The sequence below is a fragment of the Streptomyces sp. NPDC006197 genome, assembly GCF_040613865.1.
In the GTDB taxonomy this organism is placed as follows: domain Bacteria; phylum Actinomycetota; class Actinomycetes; order Streptomycetales; family Streptomycetaceae; genus Streptomyces.
In genome coordinates, this window is sequence record NZ_JBEXSZ010000088.1 from 1 (window position 1) to 22437 (window position 22437).

Sequence of the window (22437 nt, forward strand, 5' to 3'; positions counted from 1 at the left end):
CGGCGGCCTCCGGGCGGTCCTCGCCTGGAAGCCCGCCGCGTACCGCATCACGATCGACGGGATCCGGCACGAGCGCACCGGCTACACCGTGGTCGCGGCCAACTCCGGCTTCTACGGCTTCGGGAGGAACATCGCCCCGGGCGCTCGGGTCGACGACGGCCTCCTCGACGTCGTGGTGATCAAGGAGGCGCCCAAGCGTCTCTTCTTCGCCATGATGAACGAACTGAAGACGGGCGCGCACGTGAACCGTCCTCAGATCGAGATCCTGCGCGGTAAGGAGATCCGCATCGAAGCCGACCGGCCCCTCCCGTACGGTGCGGACGGCGAGGTCGACGCGACCCTGCCGGTGACCCTCAGGGTGCAGCCCGGGGCTCTCCGCGTACTGGCCTGACCACGGCTCGGGACCTCCCTGGCCAGGGGAGACGGCCGATGTCGAGCGCCGACGAGCACCCTGGGCCGCGCCGACCCGGCGCGGAGGGTCGTCCGGCCTACGCTCGCCCCGAGGGGGGCTCAGGACGACGGAGGGTGTGTGGCCAGCCAGTGCCGGGCGATCTGCTCGCGCGTGGCGACCCACGCACCGCCGCGCTGCGCGACGTACCGCAAGAAGCCGTCGAGAGCGCGAACGCGGCCGGGCCTGCCGATGATCCGGCAGTGCATGCCGACGCTCATCATGCGGGGGAGTTCGGCGCCTTCCGCGTGCAAGGTGTCGAACGCGTCGACGAGATACGCGAGCATGTCGTCCGCCGTCGTGAACCCGTGGACGATCAAGAACTTGAAGTCGTTCGCGTCGAGGGCGTACGGCACCACGAGGTGCGTGCGGCCGGCTTCCTCCACATAGAAAGGGAGATCGTCCGAATAGTCGTCGGAGTCGTAGAGGAAACCGCCTTCCTCCACGACGAGGCGCCGTGTGGCGGAGCTTGTCCGGCCGGTGTACCAGCCGACGGGCCGGCGTCCGACGAGCCGCTCGATCGTCGCGACCGTGCGTGCGACGTCGGCGCGCTCGACGCCCTCGGGCACGTCGCGGTAGTCGATCCAGCGCCAGCCGTGGCCGGCCACTTCCCAGCCGGCGGCGCCCATCGCGCGTGCCGCGTCCGGATTGCGCTCCAGGGCCTGTCCCACGGCGTACACGGTGAGCGGCGCACCGTGCGCGACGAGCGTGCGATGAACGCGCCAGAACCCGGCCCGCGCGCCGTAGGCGAACATCGACTCCACGTTCAGATCACGTCCGCCGACCACCGGCGGAGCGCCGACGACCTCGTGCAGGAAACCCTCCGAGGCCACGTCACCGTCAAGGACGTTGTGCTCGCCGCCCTCCTCGTAGTTGAGCACGAGGCTGACGGCCACACGGGCGCCGCCCGGCCAGGCGGCACGTGGCGGCTCGGCGCCGTAGCCGACGAGGTCGCGCTGCTGCTCGGACACGGCGGCACCCTACCGCCGAACACACTCCGTCCGGACGAGGCGCGGGCACGCCGGAGGGCTGGAACCCTTCTTCGACGGGGAAGGGTGACGGAAGTCTTACGGCCCGGTGCGGGAGCCGTCGCCGAGGGGCGGGGTTCCGTAGCGTGCCGGGCATGCGAGTACTCGTTACAGGAGGAGCCGGGTTCATCGGCTCGCACGTGGTGGACGCCCTGGCAGCCGGGGGACATGCGCCGGTCGTGTTCGACGCGCTGTTGCCGGCTGCTCATCCGCATGCCCCCGAGTTGCCGGATGCCGAGTTCGTCCGGGGCGACGTCCGGGACGCGGCGACGGTGAGGAGTGTGTTGCGCGGCGTGGACGCCGTCTGTCACCAGGCCGCGATGGTGGGCCTGGGGAAGGACTTCGCGGACGCGCCGGAGTACGTCGCCTGCAACGACCTGGGGACGGCGGTGCTGCTGGCCGGGATGGCCGAGGCCGGGGTGCGGCGGTTCGTGCAGGCGGGGTCGATGGTCGTGTACGGCGAGGGGCGGTACGAGTGCCGCGAGCACGGGGCGGTGCGGCCGGGTCCGCGGGCGGTCGCGGACCTGGAGGCGGGCCGGTTCGAGCCGCGCTGCCCGCGCTGCGGGGCCGAGCTCGTCCCCGGGCTGGTGGGCGAGGACGCGCCGGTGGACCCGCGGAACGCGTACGCGACGACGAAGCTCGCGCAGGAGCACCTGGCCGCCGCCTGGGCCCGGTCCGTCGGCGGCAGGGCCGTGTCACTGCGGTACCACAACGTGTACGGGCCGGGCATGCCGCGGGACACCCCGTACGCGGGCGTCGCCTCCTTCTTCCGGTCCGCGCTGGCCCGGGGAGAGGCCCCGCGGGTGTTCGAGGACGGTGCGCAACGGCGGGACTTCGTCCACGTACGGGACGTCGCCCGGGCGAACGCGGCCGCCCTGACCGGTGTCGACGGACTGCCGGACGGCGGCCACACGGCCTACAACGTGGGCAGCGGTGACCCGCACACCGTGGGGGAGATGGCCGCCGCGCTCGCCGCGGAGCACGGCGGGCCGGCGCCCGTGGTGACGGGGGAGTTCCGGCTGGGCGACGTCCGGCACGTCACGGCGGACTCGTCCCGGCTGCGGCGCGAACTGGGCTGGCGTCCTGAGGTGGGGTTCGCCGAGGGCATGGCCGAGTTCGCCCGAGCCGGGCAGCGGGCCTCGGCCCGGATCGGGTAGCCGGGCCTCGACGCGCGAGGGCGCCGCGGGCGTGTACGTCAGGCGTTCGCACCGGCGAGCGGCAGGGTGACCTCGAAGCGGCAACCGCCGGGCACGTTGTGGACCCGAGCCCGCCCGGCGTGGGCCTCGACGATGCCCCGTACGATCGCCAGCCCGAGTCCGGCGCCTGCGGGGGGCGTGCGGGCGGGATTGCCGCGCCAACCCGTGTCGAAGACCTTGGGCAGGTCTTCCTCCGGGATGCCGCCGCAACCGTCGGTGACGGACAGCACGGCGTGGCTCTCGTGCCGGTCGACGCGTACGGCCACGGTGCCGTCGGCGGGGGTGTGGCGGATGGCGTTGACGAGCAGGTTGGCCAGGACCCGGGTCATCTCCTTGCCGTCCACCTCGACCGGGACGTGGGTGATGTCGTCGCCGCACAGCCGTACGCCGCGCTCGCGGGCGAGCGGGTCGGCGCCGAGGAGGGCGTCGGCCGCCAGGTCCTGGAGGGAGACGCGGCTGGGGGCCAGTTCGAGGGCGCCGGCGTGGATGCGGGAGAGCTCGAAGAGGTCGCCGACCATGGTGTTCAGGCGTTCGACCTCGGTGCGGATCTGCCGGTGGTAGCGGGCGGGGTCGGCGGCCACCCCGTCCTCCAGCGCCTCGGCCATGGCCCGCAGCCCGGCGAGCGGGGTGCGCAGGTCGTGGGAGATCCAGGCGACGAGCTCGCGGCGGGAGGACTCCAGGGCGCGCTCGCGCTCCCGGGAGGCGGCGAGCTTGGCGCTGGTGGCGGCCAGTTCACGGGTGACGACGGCCAGTTCCGCGGTGGGCCGGGCGGGCGGCGCGGCGAAGCTGCCGTCCTCGCCGAAGTCCCGGGCCGCGCGGGCGAGGTCGCGGCCGCGCGCCACGACCCATCGTCCGAGGAGCACCGCGGTCGCCAGGGAGACGACCGCGGCCATGGCGACCACGAGGGTGACCACGCTCAGGTCGTGCGGGGAGAGGAACATGGCCCAGGCGACGGCGAGGGTGCCGGAGAGCATGGCGGTGACGGCGACCGCGGCGACGACGGCCAACGAGACGGCGACGGAACGGTGCCGCAGCAGGCGCAGCGCGACCGCGCCGAGCAGGCCGGCGCAGGCCGCGCCCCCGAACGCGAACGCCGCGATCAGCAGGACGTCCCTCACCGGGTGCCTTCCTCTCCGCCCGCCTCGAAGCGGTACCCCACGCCCCAGACGGTCCGGATCAGCCGGGGGGCGGCCGGGTCGTCCTCGATCTTGGCGCGCAGACGGCGTACGTGGACGGTGATGGTGGACAGGTCGCCGAAGTCCCAGCCCCACACGTCCCGCATCAGCTCCTGACGCCCATGGGCCAGGCCGGGACGGGTGAGGAAGTGCGCGAGGAGGTCGAACTCCCGCAGGGTGAGCATGAGCTCCCGCCCGTTCTTGACGGCCCGGCGGGTCTGCGGATCGAGTCGGATTCCCGCCCCGGTCAGCAGCCCCCGTCCGGAGGCCGCCGGCGCCGCGGCCCGGCTCCGGCGCAGGACGGACTCCACGCGCAGGACCAGTTCACGCGGGCTGAACGGTTTGGTGACGTAGTCGTCCGCGCCGAGCTCCAGCCCGGCGATCCGGTCGTCCTCGTCGCCGCGCGCCGTCAGCATGATCACCGGAACGGGGCGGTCGGCGCGCAGCCGCCGGCACACCTCAAGACCGTCGATGCCGGGCAGCATCAGGTCGAGGACGACCAGGTCCGGGTCGTGCCGGGCGGCGGAGTCGAGGGCGGCGGCGCCGTCGGCGGCGTGGCGGACGCTGTGGCCGGCCCGGCGGAGGTAGCCGGTGACGACCTCGGCGACGGTGGGGTCGTCGTCGACGACGAGGACCCGGGCGGGCGGCAGGGGCGGGGACGTGCTCGTGGCCGTGCTCATGACGGCAAGCCTCGCACCGCCGGGCCTCCGCCGTCTCCGGCGGCCCGCCCCCGGACGGCGGACGTCCGCGTTTCGTAAGGAGTCGATGTCCGCTATGTCCCAGGCGAGTTCCTACGGTGGCAGTCGTGACCGAACACTCCGTGGACGTCGTCCTGCCCTGTCTGAACGAGGCCGAGGCACTGCCCTGGGTACTCGCCCGCATCCCCGCCGGCTGGCGGCCCCTGGTCGTGGACAACGGGTCCACCGACGGATCCGCCGACATCGCCCGCTCCCTGGGGGCCACCGTCGTGCCCGAGTCCCGGCGCGGCTTCGGGGCCGCCTGCCATGCCGGACTCATGGCCGCCGAGGCCGAGTACGTCTGCTTCTGCGACTGCGACGCCTCCCTCGACCCCGGCCTGCTGAGCGGCTTCGTCCGGACGGTGGCCGAGGGCGAGGCCGATCTCGTGCTCGGCCGCCGCCGCCCCCGGGGGCGGGGCGCGTGGCCCGCGCACGCCCGGGCGGGCAACCTCGCCCTCTCCCGGATGCTGCGCCGCCGCACCGGCCTGCGCCTGCACGACCTCGGCCCCCTGCGGGCCGTGCGCCGGGAGGAGCTCCTCCGCCTGGAGCTGACCGACCGGCGCTCCGGCTACCCGCTGCAGATGGTCGTCCGCGCGGCCGACGCGGGCTGGCGGGTGCGCGAGGAGGAGGTGCCCTACCTGCCGCGCAGCGGCAGGTCCAAGGTCACCGGCACCTGGCGGGGCACCTGGCACGCGGTCCGCGACATGCGCGCGGTGCTCGCCGAGCCGCCGTACGCACCCGCCGTTCCCGGCCGTGTCGAGCGGTCCGGGGGTGCGCGGTGACCAGCCTGCTCGTGATCGCCAAAGCGCCCGTGCCCGGCCGGGTCAAGACCCGGCTCACCCCGCCGTTCACCCCCGAGCAGGCGACGGCCCTGGCCGAGGCCTCGCTCGCCGACACCCTCGAAGCCGTGGCGGCCACCCCGGCCGAGCGGCACGTACTGGTCCTGGACGGCGCTCCGGGGCCGTGGCTGCCGCCCGGATTCGAGGTCGTGCCGCAGAGCGGCGGGGGCCTCGACGAACGGCTCGCGGCCGCGTTCGCCGCATGCGCCGGCCCGGCACTGCTGATCGGCATGGACACCCCGCAGGTCGCCCCCGAGCTCCTGGCGCCCGCGCTGGCCTTCGACGCGTACGACGCCTGGTTCGGCCCGGCCGCCGACGGCGGGTTCTGGGCCCTGGGCCTGGCGGTGCCGGACCCGGCCCTGCTGCTCGGCGTACCCATGTCCGTGCCCGAGACCGGGGCGGTGCAGTACGAGCGGCTGCGCCGGTCCGGCCTGCGCACCGGGTTGCTGCCCCGGCTGCGGGACGTGGACACCGCCGCCGACGCCGCCGAGGTGGCCGCCCTGGCACCGGCCGGCCGGTTCGCCACACGGCACCGGCAGCTCAGCGCCCGTACACCGGTGACACGATGACCGCCCCCACCGCCTCCACCACACCCACCTCCTCCCAGCCGCCGACGACGCTCGGCCCGGCATGGCGGGCCGACCCGTACGCCCTGGCCCTGCGCACCGGGCAGGGCCCGCTCTTCCTGCGCAGGACGGACGGCTGGCTGCTGCCCCTGGACGTCGAACGCTGGTGCGCCGGGACCGACGCCGCCGACGAGAGCGTGCTCGCCCGCTGCCGCGGAGCCGTCCTCGACATCGGCTGCGGACCCGGCCGGCTCGTCGCGGCCCTGGCCGAACGCGGCCACCGCGCACTCGGCATCGACGTGACCCCGGCCGCCGTGGCACGGACCGTGCGCCGCGGCGGAACGGCCCTGTGCCGCTCCGTCTTCGACCCCCTGCCCGGCGAACGACGCTGGAACACCGCCCTGCTGATCGACGGCAACATCGGCATCGGCGGCGATCCGGGCGCCCTCCTGGAGCGCACCGCGGACCTGCTCGCCCCCGGCGGGCGCCTGGTCGCCGAGGCCGCTCCCGTCGAGGTGGACGAGCGGTGCGAGGTGCGCCTCGACGACGGCCGCGGCGCCCTCGGCACCCCCTTCCCGTGGGCCCGGGTCGGCCGCCGGGCCCTGCTGCGCCACGCCGAGGCCACCGGGTGGCGCACCGTCGGCAGCTGGGCGGTGGCCGGCCGGCACTTCGCCGAACTCGCCCCCGGGACATCGCGCGGCGCCACAGCCGCCGGGACCCCCGCCCCTCTCGGAGCCGCGCCGTGACCCGACCGCCCACCGCCGGCTCGCGGGCCACCGCCACCACCGCCGCCCTCGTGACCGGCCTGGTCGCGGTGCTCGTCCTCACCGTCCGCAAGGACGGCTACTTCTCGGACCCCGCCGGTCTGTCCTGGCTGTATGCCGCCTGCTGGGTCCTGTTCGCGGCAGCCGTGTGGTCCCTGCGCCGGGCACCCGCCCGGCACGCCACCGCCCTCGTCCTCGCCGGCGGTGTCGCCGTCGCCCTGACGGGACTGGTCGCCCCGCCCCGCACCAGCACCGACTCGTACCGCTACGCCTGGGACGGCCGTGTGCAGGCGGCGGGCATCTCCCCCTACGACCACGCCCCGGCCGACGCCGCCCTCCTGCCGTACCGCGACACCTGGCTGTTCCCCACCGGCAAGGCGTGCGGCGAGCCGGACCTCGCCGCCGTGTCCGAAGGAGTCTGCACCCGCGTCAACCGTCCCCGCGTCCACACCGTCTACCCTCCGACCGGCGAGCTGTACTTCCTCCTCGTCCACGCACTCTCACCCGACGGAGCCCGCCACAAGGCCTTCCAGGTCTCCGGCGCCGTACTCGCCGTCGCCACCACCCTGGCGCTGCTGCGCATCCTCCGCCGGCGCGGTGACCCTCGCACCGCGGCCTACTGGGCCTGGTGCCCGGCGATCGCCGTCGAAGCCGTCAACAACGCCCACGCCGACGTCCTCGCCGTCCTGCTGTCCGTCCTCGCCCTTGGCCTGACGGTCCGCCACCGGTTCTCGGGCGGCGCGGTGCTCGGCCTGGCCATCGCGGCCAAACTCCTGCCCGCCGTCCTGATCCCGGGGGCCCTGTCCGGCGTACGCCGCGCCCGTGACGCCGCCGCCACCCTGCTGCCCGCCGCCGCGGTCCTCACCGCCCTGTACCTGCCCTACGTCCTGCTCTCACACTCCTCCGTCCTCGGCTACCTCGCCGGGTACGCCGACGAAGAGGGCTACCAGGACGCCTCCGCCGGCAACCGCTACGCCCTCCTGCGCCTGCTGCTCCCCGACTCCTGGGCCGTGCCCGCCGTCGCCGCGGGCATGCTCGCGGTCAGCCTGTACGCGATCCTCCGGGGCGACCCCGAGCGTCCGTGGAGCGGCGCCCTCCTGGTCACCGGGACGGCATTCCTCCTGACCACCCCCGGCTACTCCTGGTACGCCCTCCTGCTGATCGCCCTGGTGGCGCTCGACGGCCGCGGGGAATGGCTCGTCGTCGCGGTCGCCGGCGCGGCCGCCTACCTGACGGGCCGTGTCGCCCCGTACGCCGGCACGACCGTGTACGCCGCGGCCGCGCTGGTCGTCCTGTGCGGCTGGGCGGCGCGCCGGCGAGCCCGCGGACCGGGCCGCACCCCTGACCGTACGGCCGGGCCGGGCACGCTCTCCCCGGCGTGGAAGGCCCGGCGAAACCACGAACGCGCGATCCACGGAGGCACCCCATGAACGCGAACGACGGCGGAGCCGCCACACCGGGTGGTCCGGCGCGTGCGGGAACGGAACCCGACGGCGGCAGCCCGGCGGGCTTTGCCCGGCTGCGATCGGCCCTCGCGTCCGGCTGGGCGGCCGGCCCGCCGCGGGGCCCGTCCCGACCGGAGTTCTGGCGCAGCCCGCTGCGCGGCCCGTGGCTGACCGCGGTGTTCGGGATCGTCCTGCTCTTCGGCATCACGATCCTGTTCGTCACGGGCCTGCTGTCGTACGCCGCGTACGAACCGGACCTCGCGGCGGTCAACGACCAGACCCCGGGGAAGGGATGGCTCGGCTTCTACCTCTTCTCCTGGCCGACCTCTCCGTACTGGCTCTACCGGGTCACCCAGGGGGTGCACGTCACGCTCGGCGTCGTGCTCGTGCCCGTGCTCCTGGCCAAGCTGTGGTCGGTGATCCCGAGGCTCTTCGCCTGGCCCCCGGTGCGGTCGGCCGCCGAGGCCCTCGAGCGCCTCTCGCTGCTCCTGCTGGTGGGTGGCGCCGGGTTCGAGTTCGTGACCGGCCTCCTCAACGTGCAGCTCCACTACGTCTTCCCGGGCTCCTTCTACACGCTGCACTTCTACGGGGCCTGGGTGTTCATCGGTGCCTTCGTCGTCCACGTGGCCTTCCGGCTGAGGCGTGCCGTGCGGGCCCTGCGCGCCGGCCCGCGCCAGCTGGCCCCGGACAGCGACGAGGCGGCCGGGCTCGTCTCGCCCGCCCCGGCCGCTCCCACGATCTCCCGGCGAGGCGCGCTGGGCATGGTCGGACTGGGCTCCCTCGCCCTGTTCGTCGTGACCGCGGGGCAGAGCGTGGGCGGCCGGTGGCGCCGGACGGCACTTCTGGCGCCGCACGGCCAGGAACCGGGTTCCGGCCCGAACGGCTTCCAGATCAACAAGACCGCCGCCTCGGTCGGCATCCGCCCCAGCGACATCGGTCCGGCCTGGCGCCTGACCGTGCGCGGCGCGGGCCGCCAGATCGACGTCACCTACGCGCAGCTGCTGGACCTGCCGCAGAACGAAGCGCTGCTCCCCATCGCCTGCGTGGAGGGCTGGTCGACCGCCGACCAGCACTGGAGCGGTGTCCGCCTCACCGACCTGGCCGCGCTCGTGGGCCTGGGCACGCGCACCCCGCAGGTCCTGGTCGAGTCCGCCCAGCGGGGCGGTTCGTTCAGTTCGGTCGTCCTGAGCGACGGTCAGGTCCGGGACGCGCGCTCGCTGCTGGCCGTACGCGTCAACGGGGCGGTCCTCTCCCGCGACCACGGCTATCCGGCCCGCGTGATCGTCCCCGGCGCCCCAGGCGTCCACAACACCAAATGGGTCACCCGCCTCACCTTCGGGGAGCCTTCATGAAGCCGCCGACCGCCGGCTCCGCCACGGCCTCCTTCCGCCACCCCTACGGAGCCTCCCCGCTCCACCTGCTCCTCGTCCTGGCCTCCTTCGCCCTGGCCTGCTACGCGGGGCTGCGCCTGCTCGAAGGGGACGCCCTCGGCGTGGCCGTGTGGTTCGTCGGGGCCGCGCTCCTGCACGACCTCGTCCTGCTGCCCCTGTACGCGGTCACCGACCTGGCCGTCCAGAGGCTCCTCGGGCACGGCGCGGGGGAAGGGGCGCGCACGCCGCGGATCGGCGTCAACCACATCCGGGTGCCGGCCTTCGTCTCCGGCGTCCTGCTGCTCGTGTACTGGCCCCTGGTCCTCGGGCAGGTCGGCCACTACACGATCAGCACCGGCCTGCCGGCCGGCGTGTTCCTGGGGAGGTGGCTGCTGATCACCGCCTGCCTGTTCGCCGCCTCGGCGGCCGTCCTCATCGTACGGATGTGGAGCAGGGGCAGGAACGCGCGGAAGGCCAGGGCCCGCGCGCAGGCCCGACCTCGTAGAGATGCGGGATGACACGACTCCGGAGGAGCCGCGGGAGGTGGGGCGTCGCCTGCGCAGGGGGACCGCCGGCTGCCGGTGCGCACCCTGCAGGGAGCCGGCCCGGGATGCGGCAGGATGGTCCGATGAACGCACAACAAGGAAGCACGGCAGAGGAATCCATCGGGGAGCTCGCCCGGCGACTCCTCGCGTCAGACACCGACGGCTGGACGCCGGAGGGCATGAGGGCTGTGGCGGCCGAGCTGGGGTGGGCCTGGGGCGGCACGTCGGACGCTCCTGTGTTGATCACCGGCCGGTCCTCGGGCAATGCTCGTTTGCGCCCGGTCGGCGATTACGAGAAGCGTTACGTCGACGGCGAGTCGTACGTGGAGCTCGCGGTCCCAGTGGCGGTTCCCGCACCGGACGCCGCGGCGCAGGCGGCGGCCTTCCGCGCCGCCAAGGAAGAAGTGACCGCTGCACTGGGCAAGCCGTCCATCATGGGCTCGCACGGTGACATGGGCCCGTTCTACGACAGCGAGCCGCTCTGGGGTGCTCCCTTCCTGCGCTGGCGCGGCAGGCCGGACACGCTCGAACTGCGTGCCGGTACATCGGGGCCGGAGCTGGTCCTGCAGCCCACCGACCCCGCGGAGAACTGGTTCTGGCGTCAAGGCATCGGCGAGGAGCACGCGATCAGCGGCTTCTTCGGGAGCAACCGTGATCAGGCCAACGTCGGCCTCGGATTCCCGGGCGGTTGGACCGCCCGTAGCTGGGAGACCGTCACCCGGTCGCTGGGAGAGTTCCTGGGAGCGCTGCCTGCCGAGACCACTGCCCTGGGGATCCGGATCGGGATGCCGTTCTACGGGCGCAACGGCCAAAGCGCGCCCCTTCTTTTCGACGTGGTGTGCGGCGACCGGCTTTCGATCGCCTGCTACGCCCCGGACGACGTCGACCCGGCCGCACTCGGCTGGGGCACGGTCACCGAATTCCCGCACACGGCGTCGGTCTTCGGCGACGACGATCCGGTCTGGCGCGTGGACGCGGGCGGCCCCGGCGCGCCGAAGGGCCACGCACTCGCCGAGATGCTCGTGGCCACGGCCAGGGCGGCGGGCGCGAGCGATCCCACCGACCTGATCATCGGCGGCGAGGCGGAGTACGTGGACGGCTACCACGTCACCTACTACGGGCTGGGCCTGCCGACAGGCTGACCACCTCCCGAACGCGCACCGCCGCGGCGGTGCGCCCCTGTTCCCGGCACTTGCCCGGATCGCGGCAGTCCGGAAGGCCCGGTCACGAGTGGGACAGCGGGGGAGGAGCAGGGGGTCACACTGAGCTCGCGACCGGACCCGGCGTGGGCGCGAGCGAATGCGGCGCCCGACGGCTCCCCTCCCTGGGGCCGGCCCGGTGGAGCAGCCTGCCCCACCGGACGTTCCACGTCAGCTGCGGTGCGAGCTGTTGGTCACTCTGCGCACGGGAGACCGTGTGGTGAGGAAGGCCTTGTGGATGTCGTCGCGGATCTGCTGGGAACGACGCGACGACACCCACGAAGCCCTCCTCGGCCTCGCCACCTGCATCATCACCCACCGACACGCCCAGCGGCTTTGTCAGAGCCTCTGGAATTCCGTGTGCCACTCAGCCCGACATGAACCGTGCTGTCCATCCGTCCGCCCCTCCTGCATATGCTGCCGAAGTGCAGTTGGAATTGAGACATCTCGAAGCTGTCTGCCGGATAGCGGAAGCGGGCAGTCTGGGGCGTGCGGCGGCCCTGCTGGGGGTGTCCCAGCCCGGCCTGTCCGCCCAGCTCCAGCGGATCGAACGCGTCACGGGCGGAGAGCTGTTCGTCCGGAGCCAACACGGTGTGAAGCCGACGCCACTGGGCGAATTCGTACTGTCCAAAGCACGCCGGGTCCTGGGCGAGATGGACGCCCTCACGGCAGGCACCCGGGACGCCGCACCGCATCCGACCCTGCGGCTCGGCTCCATCCTGCTCGTCCTGACCGACCAGCTGTTCGGGCACCTGGAACAGGAACTGCCCGGCCACGAGATCGAGGTCGGCATCGAGCACTCGGTGACCACACTCACCCGCATGCTCGGCGCCGGACAGTACGACGCGATCATGTACGGAGAGGTCGCCGACCACGAGGTGCCGCTCCCCGACGGTGTGGCGGCCCGCACCCTCATCCCCAAGGAACCGGCCTGCGTGCGCCTGTCGGCCGCCCACCCGCTGGCTGGACGGGACCAGATCCATCTCGCCGACCTGGCGGAAGAAACCTGGCTGACCATCGTCGAGGACGACGACGGCGGCCCGGAAGCCATGATCGACGCCTGCCGCAAAGCCGGATTCGCCCCGAAGCTGCGCTACCGGATCGCCGACCGGAAGATGCGTTACGACCTGATCGCCGCCGGACGGGCCGTCTCCCTGAGCCAGCCGACCTCGCCGCACGCCGAGGGCACCGTACTGCGACCGCTGGCAGGCGACCCGCTCACCGGCCGCATCCGCCTCGCCTGGAACCGCGCCGGGCTCTCCGAGCACCGCGCCCGACTGCTGTACCGGGCAGCAGGACGCGCGTATCTCGACAGCGTCTCCACCAACACCTTCTACCACTCCTGGTGGGAGTCCCGCCCGGAACTGCACCCGAACCTGGACTGAACGCACCCGGGCAAGCCCCGAGCACCAGGAGGCCGAGCAGCACCCAAACTCGGGCAGAGGATTCCGGTGCGGGTGGCCCCCACCCGGAGACGGCGGCCGCCCAGGCCGCACGTGCTGTGAGTTGCTCGACACGCGCGGCCGAGATCGGTTTCGAACGGTCTGGCTGCCGAGGGTTGCGAGGTCGACCGTGAGCTTCACGCCGGCCTCTGGGGGGCAGCCTCGCGGGCCAATGAGGTGCCGGGCGCGGGGCGCGATATAGGCGACGATCCCCGGTTTCCGAAACCGGGGATCGTCTGGACCACGGTGCTCGTTCGTGAAGCGCTGTGCTTGGTGGTGGAGCGAAGCGCGCGTCCGTCATGCAGGTCGACGGGGAGGTTCCTGCGACCTGATTCAGCGTTGAGATGAGAGGGGTAAGAACCCCGGCGGCAGTTGATCGACGGCGTACGGTTCCGGGTGCGGACCGGCGTCCCGTGGCGGGACGTCCCCGCCGAGTACGGGCCGTGGAGCCGGAGCTACGACCTGTTCCACCGATGGCGGCGGGACGGCACCTGGCACGAGATCCTCACCCGTCTCCAGCCCCTGGCCGTCGAGCAGGGCCAGAAACCCATGAGGTACGACAAACCAGCCGTCCGCTACGAAGCAACTGTTCTGGTGGCAGCCGTCAACGAGCGGTTGTGAGGGGGTGGTGACGGGCGCATGACTCTGCAGGTGACCACGGAACCCAGGAAAGAGCCTCACGCCAACCAGGTCGCCCGCAGGCCCAGCCCTGCAGCACCTCAGCCACAGGTTCCACTGCGAAGACCTCGTGCGTGCGGGGTACCCATGCCTGGAAGTGCTGGTCCGGCCCTCCCTCGCGGTATTCCACCTGATAGCTCAGGTCGTCATTGAGATAGACCTGCATGTAATGCTGATCTGCAGGCTCCAGACCAAGCCGCCGCACGACGACAAACCGCGATCCGAGACTCATGTCAGCCAGCAGGTCGTGCAGTTGTTCCTCAGACGGGTCGTCCCAGGTCGTCCCGTCTGCCTCAACTGCCTGAAGCGCTGGTATTGCCATGCGTCTGACTCTAGTCACACACCAGGAGTTTTACCTCGGCGGACTCGACTTCCGACACGTGCTCTAGATCGGCCGGGCAGTGAACGGCACGAGCTCACCGGCGCGCATGATCGGCGCGGTGACGTGCTGGCCGCAGGCGAGGTAGGGCGCGACGTCACGTTCGGGGGTGACCTCCCATACGACCCCGCTCTCGCAGGGGTCGCCCGACAGGGTGGGGATGGGGCAGATGTCGGTGTTCAGGTCAGTCATGCGGGGTCCTTGCGGGTCAGCTTGTTCTCGGGGTGGACGAACGGAAGGCCGTCCTCGGTGTAGACGGTCTCGGTGAAGGTCTGGAAGCCCAGAGTGTTGAACGCTTTCATGGCCCGCGGGGAGTCGACGCTGCCCAGATCGTCCTTGCCGACGACAGTCCGCAGCAGGTCCTTCGGCGCCCACAGGACGGATCCGACGAGAACGCCGTGGCGCTGAGGGCGGACGTTCGGCCGAGCGTCGGCAACGGCCAGGAGGACGGCCTCCTTGGTGACGGTGATCCGCTCGCCGTTGATGGTGAGGGTGTGCGTGGTCAATGCGCTTCCTTCCTGCACAACGAGGCCCCGGCCACCGAGAGGCAGCCGGGGCGATCGTAGGACAACTCGGCGGAGCGCCAGGCCGCGATCTCGGCATCCAGGCCGGCGAGCACCGACCCGCATCGCCGGAGCTGACCCGGGCCGGGGCGGGTCAAGAGCGCTGGATGAGCTACGGCACAAGTCCTGACCGCCGCCGATCATGCCTTTCCGCAGCCTGCGTCACGGACGAACGCCTACGCCGCACCGGGCGCTCGGCCCGGTGGTACCGGCCCCGCAAGCGAAGTGTGATCGGGCAGCTGTTCGCTGTGCCAGGGTCAGCCGAGCCGTTTCCAGGTCTGGCAACCGGTGGTCTGGAAGGCCTTGTCGGTGTCGAGGACTGTGACGGTGGCCTGGCTCTTCCCGGCCCCATTCGCGATGATCTCGCCGTCGTTACCCGTGGTGCCTCTGAGCCGGGCCCAGTAACACGAGCCGCCGCCTTCGGCGGGCCCGGCGCTGCGGTAGGTTCCCGGCCTGACTTCCCGGCCGCCTCGGATGCCGTTTGAGGCGGGGGCCGGCTGTCCCCACTGCGGCCCCCGAGGCGGCCCCGGCGGAGTGCTGTGGTCGGTCATGGATTCAGGGTGCGGTCGGGTGGCTTCGGTCGCACCCTGAATGGACGAACGCGGGTGGCGACAGCCGACGGCACTGGCCAGGACGGCCGCGATCCACTGTGATCAGTGTCAGCATTCCAGGCGCTCCAACAGCCTCATCCGCATTGACAGACCACATGAGGAGTACACCCCGTTCGCCGTCGTACCCGGCGCGGGCGGCTCTGTTACCGCGGCTGCGCCAGGGCCTCGGCCGTAGCGCAGCCGGACTTGCCTGGACCGGTCAGCCGGTTCGGGCGACGGCGGTGACAGTGGCGGCGAGCTGTTCGGCATAGGCCTCATCCAGGCTCTCGCGGCTGAACAGGAGGCGATACCACATGGGCCCGTAGACGAGGCCGATGAGGAAGTCGTCATCCGGATGGGCCACTTCACCGCGTTCGCGGGCGCGGGCCAGCAGGGCGCGCACCGCCTCGCGACGCGGCCCGATCAACCGGTCCCATACCTGCTGGGCGAAGGTCTCGTCCTGGACGGATTCCGCGGCCAGTGCCCGGTTCGCCGGGACGACCGCCGCGACCGTGCTCGGTGTGCTGCTGAGCCCCAGTCTGGGCAACAGCCTCGGCTGGCGCTGGGCCACCGTCGGCGACATCTCCCCCACACGGAGCAGATTTTGCCCCTCTGCGACTTCGTCCGCGAGTGCAACCGCGGCACGCAGGCCTGGTTCCTCCCCGGCCAGTACGACTTCCGGGAGCGGCTCGCGTCGGGGAATCCCTGACGAACGGCGACGGCGTCACCACCCGCCCAGGAGGGTGTCGCCGGTCCCGTAGACGACCAGGGCCACGAGGGCGAGGCCGACGAGGAGGACCACCAGGGCGAAGAACATGTCAGAGGCGACCTTGAACGGCGAGTTGCACAGCGTGAACTTGTCCGGCTTGGACGGGTGGTAGGCGACATGGGCGGTGCTGGTGGTGAGCTTGCCCGATATGCGACGCTTCTCGCCGTGCGGGTCCGTGTACGCGTATGCCGCGGTCCCGTTGTGGCTGTACAACTGGACCCTTTCCACCTCGACGGTGATGCCGTACCGGGGCAGATACCACTGCTCGTACGCGAGGCCGGCCAACGCGGCGCCGAACAGGGTGATTCCGAGGCCGATGGCAGCAACGATCAGGACCATGGGAGCGAGGACCCAATGCCCCAGGAGCAAGAGGGGCAGGGCGAAGACGAGCGACGCGCCGCCGATGGCGAACGCCACGTTCTTGGACTTTCGCAGGTGCCGATCGTCCTCGGACTCGGGCACGGTGTGGGCGGTCACCATCGTCGAGCCGTCGACCGTCTCGGCCTCCTCGTCGCGCACGGGCAGGGCCGCGGTGACGGCCGGGGCGAACAGCGCCGCGGCGGCCTCGCTCACGCCGTCGACGCGGTGCACGGCGGGCGCCGTCCCGGCCGGGGCGACGAGCTCGACCGTGACGGTGCGCCCCGCAGTGCGGATGTGTGCGATCGCCTGGAGCGGGATGCTCACCTCCTCGGCGTTCCGGCTCCACATCAGCGCGTCGCCGGTGAACTTGAGCACGGTGCCGTGGGAGCCACGCAGGACGGGTATGGGCGAGATCGACATGCCGGAGATCGTAAGGGCCTGAACGGGACCGTGGGGAAGTTCCGGACCGGGACGGCCTGGCGGGACGTGCCCGACCGTTATGGCCCGTGGGCCCCGCTCCACACGCGTTTCGGCAGGTGGGCGGCGGACGGAACGTTCGACCGGATGCTGCGGACCGCTCAGGCGAAGACGGACGCGGCAGGCGACGTCAACTGGCTGGTATCGGTCGACTCCACGATCGTCCGGGCCCACCAGCACGCGGCCGGGGCCCGAAAAGGGGGCTCCGCGACCCGGGTCTCGGCCGGTCCAGAGGCGGCCTGACCAGCAAGATTCACCTGGCCTGCGACGGCCGGGGCCGCCCCCTCGCATTCGTCCGTGTTCGTCGTCACGGGCGGCAGCACCAACGACTGCACCCGGTTCACCAGCGGGATGGAAGCGATCCGGGCACCCCGCCTCGGACCCGGCCGGCGCCGGGTCCGGCCCACTTGCACGGAGGGCAGGGGCGAGGGTGAGGGCGAACCGGTCGAACACGTCGAACACGTCGATCCAGCCCACGGCTCTGCTGCAGAGCGATGGAACGGACGGCTGACGGACAGGCTTCGGTGGCCTGGAGTCGTCCGCACCGCCGTGATCCATCGGGCACAGAAGGTTGGCCGGGACACCTCTGAACGCACTGCTGCTTCCTGTGGTGACAGAGAGTTTAGGCGTGTACCGTTTCTGTTAGCTGTCGTGGTTCGGAAGTTCCCTTTGCCCACATCTCAGGCGTGGGTGTTTTGCTGTGCTGTGCCGCAGGAACCAGGGCGATCACCTCCGCCTCCCGCATGATGCGGGAGGCGTCCATCGACTGGAAGGCGCCAGACATGGCTACCGGAACTGTGAAGTGGTTCAACGCCGAGAAGGGCTTCGGTTTCATTCAGCAGGACGGGGGCGGCCCGGACGTCTTCGCCCACTACTCCGCGATCAATGCCGCGGGCTTCCGTGAGCTCCAGGAAGGCCAGAAGGTCACGTTCGACGTTGTCCAGGGCCCGAAGGGCCCCCAGGCGGAGAACATCTCCCCCGCCTGACCTCTCTCCCCGACGGAACCGGGGACACCGGACTCGAGGCGCACTTGCTGCTTCGCGCGTCAATTGAGTGTCCCCGGGTTGAGTGTCCCCGGGATTGTGTGTGGCAGGCGAGCGCTGTGTTGCCCCGTCGGCATGTGCAAGTCGCGCTGCTGGCGGGGCGAGGCGGGTCCGGTTCCGTCCCCGAAGCCCCGCCGCAAAGCCCGTTTCAGCCATCTGAGCTCTGACCGCAAGCGCCGCCGACGTATGCCGAAGCCTGGAAGGTGGACGCCTACTCGAAGAGGACCGCGGTGGCCGCAGAGGGATCGATCCGGGCTGACCGGCGGTGAAGCACGGCGGTCTCGGTCTCCGCTGCCGCGACGGCGCGGTCGACAGCGGCGCGGCTGGACGCGGCTCGAATGGCGAAGGTCTGGATGCCGCGGCTTCCGCCACGCGTACGGGTCGGCATGGTCACCAGCCACAGTGGCTGCAGGGCATCCGTCTTCCGCGAGGCCGCCCGGGTGCGGGCGATATGTGCGGGTTCGGCGGGTCCGGTGGCGAGAGGCATGGCAGTCTCCGGTCCTTGCAGTCAGTGGGGGCGCGACGCGGCCCGCGGATATGCAGGGCACCGGCGACCGTCAGGAGTGGGGTGGTCACATGGCGTGCGCCCGGTGGCGAGGCGCGGCCCCGCCGATGGGTGACATCCCGGGATGCCGCACCTGTCACCTTTGCCGCGCAAAGGAAGAGCGTCAAGTCTTTCTGCAAGTTTCAGCAATTTCTACCAAGAGGTCGGATCGAGAATCCTCCGCCCCGAACTCTGGGCGTGTGCCAGAAGTGGATCTTGAAGTGGGGTGATCTTGCTTCGTGGCGCGTGGAGACCTGATGGATGCACAGTGGGCCCGCTCGGAACCGCTCTTGCCCAGGGCAAGAAACCGGGGCGCCCGCCGATATGGACCAGACGGCAGCTGATCGACGGCATACGGTTCCGCCGCCGCACCGGTGTCCCGTGACGGGACGTGCCGGAGCGGTACGGGCCCTGGGACCGGGGGCGACCTCTTCCGACGCTGGCAGCGGGACGGCACCTGGTAGCGGATCTTCGCCGAGCTGCAGGCCCGGGCCGACGCCAAGGGGGTCATCACCTGGGACCCCGACATCGACTCCATCGTGTGCCGGGCCCACCGGCGCGCCGCGGGGGAGTGGAAAAGAGGGGGACCTGCAGGCCGAGCCGCCCGGCGGGATCGCCGTCGAGCCGGACGACCACGGCCTCGGGCGCTCGCGAGCCGGCCTGGCCACAAAGCTCCACAGAAAGCTCGGCTCTCGCGGCGGCCGGGCGCCCAAGTTCGATGCCGAGGGCTGCAAGATCCGGTACGCGGCCGAGTGCGGCATGAACCGCCTGAGGAGGCACCGTGCCGTGGCGACTCGCTACGACAGGCTCGCGGTCCGTCACGAGGCGACCGTCTTCGTCGCAGCCATCAACGGGTGCCTGCGACCAGCACGTTCGATAGTTGAGGGGGCTCGTCGGCGAGCTGGTTGTTGCGGTCGATCTCCGGCATGTGTGTCTCGGCCCAGACCCGCAGGGCGGAGAGCGGTATCTCGAGGGACAGGCCGAGCTCGGTGAGCCGGTAGTGGACGGCGGGCGGCACGGAGGGTTCCACGCGGCGCGCGACCAGACCGTCGCGGACCAGGCTCTGCAGAGTGGTGGACAGCATCTTCTGCGAGATGCCCGGGATACGGCGCCGCAGTTCCGCGAAGCGGAGCTCGCCCGGAGCCTCCTCGGCCAGCACCTTGACCGTCATCGACGTCCACTTGGTGCCGATGCGGTCGAGCAATTGGCGGGTCGGGCAGCGCGGATCCAGCAGGTCACCGCGCTCACCGGGCCGCTGGTCACGTCCGCCGGGCCTCGACGTGGTCACCCAGAGCTCACCACCTGAAGGGAAAGTGCCGTCTTGGGCGGGCCAGGCTAGTTCCCTAGCGTGACCTTGTCACCACCCCTCACCGCACACTGGAGTTCCTCCATGCCCGAGCTGCGACGCGTCTCCGTCAACGGTGTCGAACTGAACGTAGCCCTCGACGGGTCGGGCCCGGCCGTCCTGCTGCTGCACGGCTTCCCGCACACTTGGGAGCTGTGGACGGACGTCATGGCCGATCTGTCCGACCGCTACCGCGTCATCGCGCCGGACCTTCGTGGGTTCGGAGCGAGCAGCCGGGCCGCCTCCGGGTACGACGCGGGAACCCTGGCCGAGGACGCCACGGCGCTTCTCACCGCACTCGGCGTGTCCTCGGCCGCGGTGGTGGGCATCGACGCGGGTACCGCGCCGGCCTTCCTCCTCGCCCTGCGCCGTCCCGGCCTCGTCCGGCGCCTGGTCGTCATGGAGTCCCTGCTGGGCAGGCTGCCCGGCGCAGAGGACTTCCTCGCCGACGGGCCGCCGTGGTGGTTCGGCTTCCATTCCGCCGCACCCGGCCTCGCCGAGACCGTGCTGGAGGGCCACGAGGCCGACTACATCGACTGGTTTCTGCACGTCGGCACGCTCGGCGACGGGGTGCGCCCCGCGATCCGGGACGCCTTCGTCCGCGCGTACACCGGCCGCCAGGCGTTGAGCTGCGCGTTCTCGTACTACCGGGCCCTGCCCGAGAGCGCGGCGCAGATCGAGCGGGCGGTCACCACCGCCCGCCTGACGGTGCCGACGATGGCGCTGGGCGCCCGGCCTGTCGGCGCCGCGCTGGAACGCCAGCTCCGCCCGGTCACCGACGACCTCACCGGACACGTCATCGAAGGCTGCGGCCACATCATTCCCCTGCACCAGCCGCACGCCCTGCTCACGCTACTGCGTCCCTTCCTGGCCGATGAAGACGCGAGAGCGGCGTGACCGGGCGGGGTCCGAGGGATTCAAGGCGAGACGCGCGGTCGAGTGCGGCATCAGAAGATCCTCCGCGCCTGCCGGCTGAAGGGCGACGGCGTCCCCCAGGAGGAGGACGTTGCGCACCACGTGCCGTCGCCCCAGGGGCATGGGGGTGCGGCCGAAGCACGCGCAGCGCGCCGCCGTGCCCCGCCGACGCGCGAGGACGATGCCGGCCGTGAACACCGCGACGAGAAGCCCGGCAACCGACGCCCCCGTGCGGGCCGTCGCGGGCACGACCAGGACCCCGGAGGCCCCGCCACCGGACGGCCACCCGGTGACCGCCCCTGCCCACCAGTAGAAATCAGCCCCCGAAGCGAGTCGAAAACGATCAACGGACAACCGCCGACGGATCGAGGCTCAGGCGGAAGCCCTCATTTCCAGATCCGTCAATCGCGCCGATGACGGTCCGCAGTGCCGTGCCTCTGTGGTTCGTTCCGGCATGGTCGAGGCGATGTCGCGCATGCTGCCGGCCGAGTCGCGGTCCACCTGTTTCAGCAGGCCATTGGCGCCGGCGATCGTCGATGTGTCTCCTCGGCGCCGACCAGGGCGACGGGCCGCCGCCCTTCCGGCGAGCCGGTCATCGGCTCGACCGGTCCTGACCCGGCGCGCTGGCCGTGGTCGCGGTGGGGTTGGTCTCCGACGGGCGGTGGCGGGCGAGAGCGGTGGCGGTCAGGGCGGTGACCGCCATCGCGGCGATGCCGACCAGCGCCGCGGTGGTGTAGGCGTGGTCGGCCGGGAAGAGACGACCGGTGTCGGTGCCGGTGGCCAGGACCAGGCCGCCCATCGCGCTGCCCAGGGAGTACCCGACGCTGCGGACGACGTAGTTGAAGCTCATCGCGCTCGACGTCTCGCTCTTGGGCGTGACGGCCAGGATGACGCCGGGCATGGCGGCTGAGAAGCCGCCGACGCCGAAGCCCAGCACACCCATCGCGACGAGCAGTTCGGCCAGGTTCGACCGGGCCGCGGCGAAGAGGACGAACCCGCCGCCGACGATGACGGCGCTGCCGGCCAGAAGCAGGGGGTCGGCGATCCGCGTCCGGACCCGCGGTGTGAGCTTGCCGGCGACGAAGCCCAGCACCGAGAACGGGACGAGGACCAGCCCGGCGACGAAGGTGGTCAGCCCGAAGCCGTAGCCGGCGCTGTGCGGCGTCTGCGCGTACCGCGTGATGAGCGTGAGCAGGAGGTACATGCCGCTCCCGCCGACGAACATGGCGAGGTTCGCTCCGGCGACCGCCGGGTGCCGCACCGCCCGGACATCGACCAGGGGTGCCTTGCTGCGCAGCTCGGAGGCGGTCCAGACGCACAGCAGGAGCACGGCGACGACGGCGAGGACCACCGCCACGGCGAGGTGACGACTCCACAGGCTCCGCTGGCCGGCCAGGAACAGGACGAGGAACAGCCCGCCCGCCAGGACGAGCGCGCCCACCACGTTCACGTGAGCGGAGCGGCCTTCGGGAGCCGCGGGTATGGAACGCCACGCGGTCAGGAAGGCGACAGCGGTGACGAACAGACCGAATCCGTAGGCGGCCCGTACGCCGCCGATCTCGGCGAGCAGTGCGGTGAGCGGGTAGCCGACGCCGGCGCCGATGATCGAGACCACCGAGATCAGGGCGATCGTCGCCGTGCTGCGCTCCTCGGGAAGATGGTCCCGGGCCACGCCCATCATCAGCGCCGTCAGACCGAGCCCGACGCCTTGGGCCGCCCTGCCGATGAGCAGCCCCGCGAACGGCAGCGGCAGCACGGTCAGCGCACTGCCGGCGACGACGATCGCCAGCGTGGCGAGGATCGTGGCCCGTCGGTGCGGGCCGGCTCCGAGCCGGCCGAGGACGGGCGTGGCGACGGCGCCGCTCAGCAGCGCGACGGTCAGCGTCCACTGCGCGCTGTCGAGCGAGACGTGGAACGTGGTCGCCACACTGGTGATCAGCGGTGTCCCGAGGCTGCCGACCGCCGCCACGACCAGGGCGATGAACATCAGTGCGGGGACCAGCAGCCGCGTCTCGGAGCG

Annotated in this window: 25 protein-coding genes and 3 pseudogenes; 15 read left to right on the top strand and 13 right to left on the bottom strand. The window is 72.0% G+C overall.

Going from position 1 to position 22437, the window contains the following annotated elements; all coding sequences use genetic code 11:
- Positions 1-391: pseudogene (locus ABZ318_RS24945) on the top strand (diacylglycerol kinase family lipid kinase); the annotation flags it as partial.
- Between the two features lie 119 nt (positions 392-510).
- Here ABZ318_RS24945 and puuE read toward each other — a convergent pair.
- Positions 511-1419 carry an allantoinase PuuE gene (puuE, locus tag ABZ318_RS24950; RefSeq protein WP_356904694.1) on the bottom strand — a complete coding sequence of 303 codons (909 nt, stop codon included), beginning with the start codon at positions 1417-1419 and terminating at the stop codon, positions 511-513.
- 152 nt (positions 1420-1571) lie between these two features.
- On the opposite strand from puuE, the gene ABZ318_RS24955 reads away from it, so the two are divergent.
- A complete protein-coding gene (locus ABZ318_RS24955; protein WP_356904695.1) occupies positions 1572-2633 on the top strand; it encodes an NAD-dependent epimerase/dehydratase family protein in 1062 nt (353 codons plus the stop codon).
- A gap of 38 nt (positions 2634-2671) precedes the next feature.
- Here the strand turns inward: ABZ318_RS24955 and ABZ318_RS24960 are convergent, their stop codons facing one another.
- Positions 2672-3790, bottom strand: a complete 1119-nt coding sequence (locus tag ABZ318_RS24960; protein WP_356904696.1) for a HAMP domain-containing sensor histidine kinase — start codon at positions 3788-3790, stop codon at positions 2672-2674.
- The gene (locus ABZ318_RS24965; protein ID WP_356904697.1) at positions 3787-4527 is read right to left on the bottom strand and encodes a response regulator transcription factor; all 741 of its coding nucleotides are present in this window, start codon (positions 4525-4527) and stop codon (positions 3787-3789) included. Before ABZ318_RS24965 ends, ABZ318_RS24960 begins: the two co-directional genes overlap by 4 nt.
- 116 nt (positions 4528-4643) lie before the next feature.
- Here ABZ318_RS24965 and ABZ318_RS24970 point away from each other — a divergent pair, with 116 nt between their 5' ends.
- The 9 genes from ABZ318_RS24970 to ABZ318_RS25010 all read left to right on the top strand — a co-directional run bounded on the left by ABZ318_RS24970 (position 4644) and on the right by ABZ318_RS25010 (position 13375).
- Positions 4644-5366 carry a glycosyltransferase family 2 protein gene (locus ABZ318_RS24970; protein WP_356904698.1) on the top strand — a complete coding sequence of 241 codons (723 nt, stop codon included), beginning with the start codon at positions 4644-4646 and terminating at the stop codon, positions 5364-5366.
- Positions 5363-5992 carry a DUF2064 domain-containing protein gene (locus ABZ318_RS24975; RefSeq protein WP_356904699.1) on the top strand — a complete coding sequence of 210 codons (630 nt, stop codon included), beginning with the start codon at positions 5363-5365 and terminating at the stop codon, positions 5990-5992. The genes ABZ318_RS24970 and ABZ318_RS24975 overlap by 4 nt, the downstream gene beginning before the upstream one ends.
- The gene (locus ABZ318_RS24980) at positions 5989-6735 is read left to right on the top strand and encodes a class I SAM-dependent methyltransferase (RefSeq protein ID WP_356904700.1); all 747 of its coding nucleotides are present in this window, start codon (positions 5989-5991) and stop codon (positions 6733-6735) included. The genes ABZ318_RS24975 and ABZ318_RS24980 overlap by 4 nt, the downstream gene beginning before the upstream one ends.
- The gene (locus ABZ318_RS24985; RefSeq protein WP_356904701.1) at positions 6732-8183 is read left to right on the top strand and encodes a glycosyltransferase 87 family protein; all 1452 of its coding nucleotides are present in this window, start codon (positions 6732-6734) and stop codon (positions 8181-8183) included. Before ABZ318_RS24980 ends, ABZ318_RS24985 begins: the two co-directional genes overlap by 4 nt.
- Complete coding sequence (locus tag ABZ318_RS24990) at positions 8180-9550, top strand: molybdopterin-dependent oxidoreductase (RefSeq protein WP_356904702.1); 1371 nt, start codon at positions 8180-8182, stop codon at positions 9548-9550. The genes ABZ318_RS24985 and ABZ318_RS24990 overlap by 4 nt, the downstream gene beginning before the upstream one ends.
- Entirely contained in the window at positions 9547-10086 is a 540-nt protein-coding gene (locus ABZ318_RS24995; protein ID WP_356904703.1) for a hypothetical protein, read from the top strand. The genes ABZ318_RS24990 and ABZ318_RS24995 overlap by 4 nt, the downstream gene beginning before the upstream one ends.
- A 206-nt stretch (positions 10087-10292) precedes the next feature.
- On the top strand, positions 10293-11255 hold the full coding sequence (locus tag ABZ318_RS25000; RefSeq protein ID WP_356904726.1) for a hypothetical protein: 963 nt from the start codon (positions 10293-10295) through the stop codon (positions 11253-11255).
- A 482-nt stretch (positions 11256-11737) separates the two neighbouring features.
- Positions 11738-12697, top strand: coding sequence for a LysR family transcriptional regulator (locus ABZ318_RS25005; protein WP_356904704.1), 960 nt, complete (start codon positions 11738-11740; stop codon positions 12695-12697).
- Positions 12698-13126: 429 nt separating this feature from the next.
- Positions 13127-13375, top strand: a complete 249-nt coding sequence (locus tag ABZ318_RS25010; protein WP_356904705.1) for a transposase — start codon at positions 13127-13129, stop codon at positions 13373-13375.
- On the opposite strand, the gene ABZ318_RS25015 is transcribed toward ABZ318_RS25010, so the two are convergent.
- The 6 genes from ABZ318_RS25015 to ABZ318_RS25040 form a co-directional block, all read right to left on the bottom strand.
- Positions 13359-13754 carry a hypothetical protein gene (locus ABZ318_RS25015; RefSeq protein ID WP_356904706.1) on the bottom strand — a complete coding sequence of 132 codons (396 nt, stop codon included), beginning with the start codon at positions 13752-13754 and terminating at the stop codon, positions 13359-13361. The genes ABZ318_RS25010 and ABZ318_RS25015 overlap by 17 nt on opposite strands.
- Positions 13755-13817: 63 nt before the next feature.
- Complete coding sequence (locus tag ABZ318_RS25020) at positions 13818-14003, bottom strand: hypothetical protein (protein WP_356904707.1); 186 nt, start codon at positions 14001-14003, stop codon at positions 13818-13820.
- Entirely contained in the window at positions 14000-14317 is a 318-nt protein-coding gene (locus ABZ318_RS25025) for a hypothetical protein (protein WP_356904708.1), read from the bottom strand. Before ABZ318_RS25025 ends, ABZ318_RS25020 begins: the two co-directional genes overlap by 4 nt.
- A 314-nt stretch (positions 14318-14631) precedes the next feature.
- Positions 14632-14925 (bottom strand): hypothetical protein, encoded by a 294-nt coding sequence (locus ABZ318_RS25030; protein ID WP_356904709.1) that lies wholly within the window; start codon positions 14923-14925, stop codon positions 14632-14634.
- Positions 14926-15184: 259 nt separating this feature from the next.
- On the bottom strand, positions 15185-15535 hold the full coding sequence (locus ABZ318_RS25035) for a TetR-like C-terminal domain-containing protein (RefSeq protein ID WP_356904710.1): 351 nt from the start codon (positions 15533-15535) through the stop codon (positions 15185-15187).
- A gap of 153 nt (positions 15536-15688) precedes the next feature.
- The gene (locus ABZ318_RS25040; RefSeq protein ID WP_356904711.1) at positions 15689-16513 is read right to left on the bottom strand and encodes a hypothetical protein; all 825 of its coding nucleotides are present in this window, start codon (positions 16511-16513) and stop codon (positions 15689-15691) included.
- A 9-nt stretch (positions 16514-16522) separates the two neighbouring features.
- On the opposite strand from ABZ318_RS25040, the pseudogene ABZ318_RS25045 reads away from it, so the two are divergent.
- A pseudogene (locus ABZ318_RS25045) lies at positions 16523-16975 on the top strand (IS5 family transposase); the annotation flags it as partial.
- A 377-nt stretch (positions 16976-17352) separates the two neighbouring features.
- On the top strand, positions 17353-17556 hold the full coding sequence (locus ABZ318_RS25050) for a cold-shock protein (RefSeq protein ID WP_356904712.1): 204 nt from the start codon (positions 17353-17355) through the stop codon (positions 17554-17556).
- 268 nt (positions 17557-17824) lie between these two features.
- Here ABZ318_RS25050 and ABZ318_RS25055 read toward each other — a convergent pair whose 3' ends face one another.
- The gene (locus ABZ318_RS25055) at positions 17825-18100 is read right to left on the bottom strand and encodes a hypothetical protein (protein ID WP_356904713.1); all 276 of its coding nucleotides are present in this window, start codon (positions 18098-18100) and stop codon (positions 17825-17827) included.
- A gap of 296 nt (positions 18101-18396) precedes the next feature.
- Here ABZ318_RS25055 and ABZ318_RS25060 point away from each other — a divergent pair.
- Positions 18397-18964, top strand: a pseudogene (locus tag ABZ318_RS25060) (transposase); the annotation flags it as partial.
- 40 nt (positions 18965-19004) lie between these two features.
- On the opposite strand, the gene ABZ318_RS25065 reads toward ABZ318_RS25060, so the two are convergent.
- A complete protein-coding gene (locus ABZ318_RS25065; protein ID WP_356904714.1) occupies positions 19005-19445 on the bottom strand; it encodes a helix-turn-helix domain-containing protein in 441 nt (146 codons plus the stop codon).
- Positions 19446-19547: 102 nt separating this feature from the next.
- On the opposite strand from ABZ318_RS25065, the gene ABZ318_RS25070 reads away from it, so the two are divergent.
- Positions 19548-20399: an alpha/beta hydrolase gene (locus tag ABZ318_RS25070; RefSeq protein ID WP_356904715.1), complete on the top strand. Its 852-nt coding sequence runs from the start codon at positions 19548-19550 to the stop codon at positions 20397-20399.
- Here ABZ318_RS25070 and ABZ318_RS25075 read toward each other — a convergent pair.
- Both ABZ318_RS25075 and ABZ318_RS25080 read right to left on the bottom strand, forming a co-directional pair.
- A complete protein-coding gene (locus ABZ318_RS25075; protein WP_356904716.1) occupies positions 20355-20771 on the bottom strand; it encodes a MauE/DoxX family redox-associated membrane protein in 417 nt (138 codons plus the stop codon). The two genes, ABZ318_RS25070 and ABZ318_RS25075, sit on opposite strands and share 45 nt — an antisense overlap.
- Before the next feature lie 238 nt (positions 20772-21009).
- A complete protein-coding gene (locus tag ABZ318_RS25080) occupies positions 21010-22404 on the bottom strand; it encodes an MFS transporter (RefSeq protein ID WP_356904727.1) in 1395 nt (464 codons plus the stop codon).
- Between the last annotated feature and the right edge of the window lie 33 nt (positions 22405-22437).

Bases quoted from the DNA above. Each gene is read 5' to 3' on its own strand.
- ABZ318_RS24955 (WP_356904695.1), top strand. From the start codon at position 1,572: ATGCGAGTACTCGTTACAGGAGGAGCCGGGTTCATCGGCTCGCACGTG.
- ABZ318_RS24965 (WP_356904697.1), bottom strand. From the start codon at position 4,527: ATGAGCACGGCCACGAGCACGTCCCCGCCCCTGCCGCCCGCCCGGGTC.
- ABZ318_RS24980 (WP_356904700.1), top strand. From the start codon at position 5,989: ATGACCGCCCCCACCGCCTCCACCACACCCACCTCCTCCCAGCCGCCG.
- ABZ318_RS24990 (WP_356904702.1), top strand. From the start codon at position 8,180: ATGAACGCGAACGACGGCGGAGCCGCCACACCGGGTGGTCCGGCGCGT.
- ABZ318_RS24995 (WP_356904703.1), top strand. From the start codon at position 9,547: ATGAAGCCGCCGACCGCCGGCTCCGCCACGGCCTCCTTCCGCCACCCC.
- ABZ318_RS25000 (WP_356904726.1), top strand. From the start codon at position 10,293: ATGAGGGCTGTGGCGGCCGAGCTGGGGTGGGCCTGGGGCGGCACGTCG.
- ABZ318_RS25015 (WP_356904706.1), bottom strand. From the start codon at position 13,754: ATGGCAATACCAGCGCTTCAGGCAGTTGAGGCAGACGGGACGACCTGG.
- ABZ318_RS25020 (WP_356904707.1), bottom strand. From the start codon at position 14,003: ATGACTGACCTGAACACCGACATCTGCCCCATCCCCACCCTGTCGGGC.
- ABZ318_RS25030 (WP_356904709.1), bottom strand. From the start codon at position 14,925: ATGACCGACCACAGCACTCCGCCGGGGCCGCCTCGGGGGCCGCAGTGG.
- ABZ318_RS25040 (WP_356904711.1), bottom strand. From the start codon at position 16,513: ATGTCGATCTCGCCCATACCCGTCCTGCGTGGCTCCCACGGCACCGTG.
- ABZ318_RS25050 (WP_356904712.1), top strand. From the start codon at position 17,353: ATGGCTACCGGAACTGTGAAGTGGTTCAACGCCGAGAAGGGCTTCGGT.
- ABZ318_RS25055 (WP_356904713.1), bottom strand. From the start codon at position 18,100: ATGCCTCTCGCCACCGGACCCGCCGAACCCGCACATATCGCCCGCACC.
- ABZ318_RS25070 (WP_356904715.1), top strand. From the start codon at position 19,548: ATGCCCGAGCTGCGACGCGTCTCCGTCAACGGTGTCGAACTGAACGTA.
- ABZ318_RS25080 (WP_356904727.1), bottom strand. From the start codon at position 22,404: ATGTTCATCGCCCTGGTCGTGGCGGCGGTCGGCAGCCTCGGGACACCG.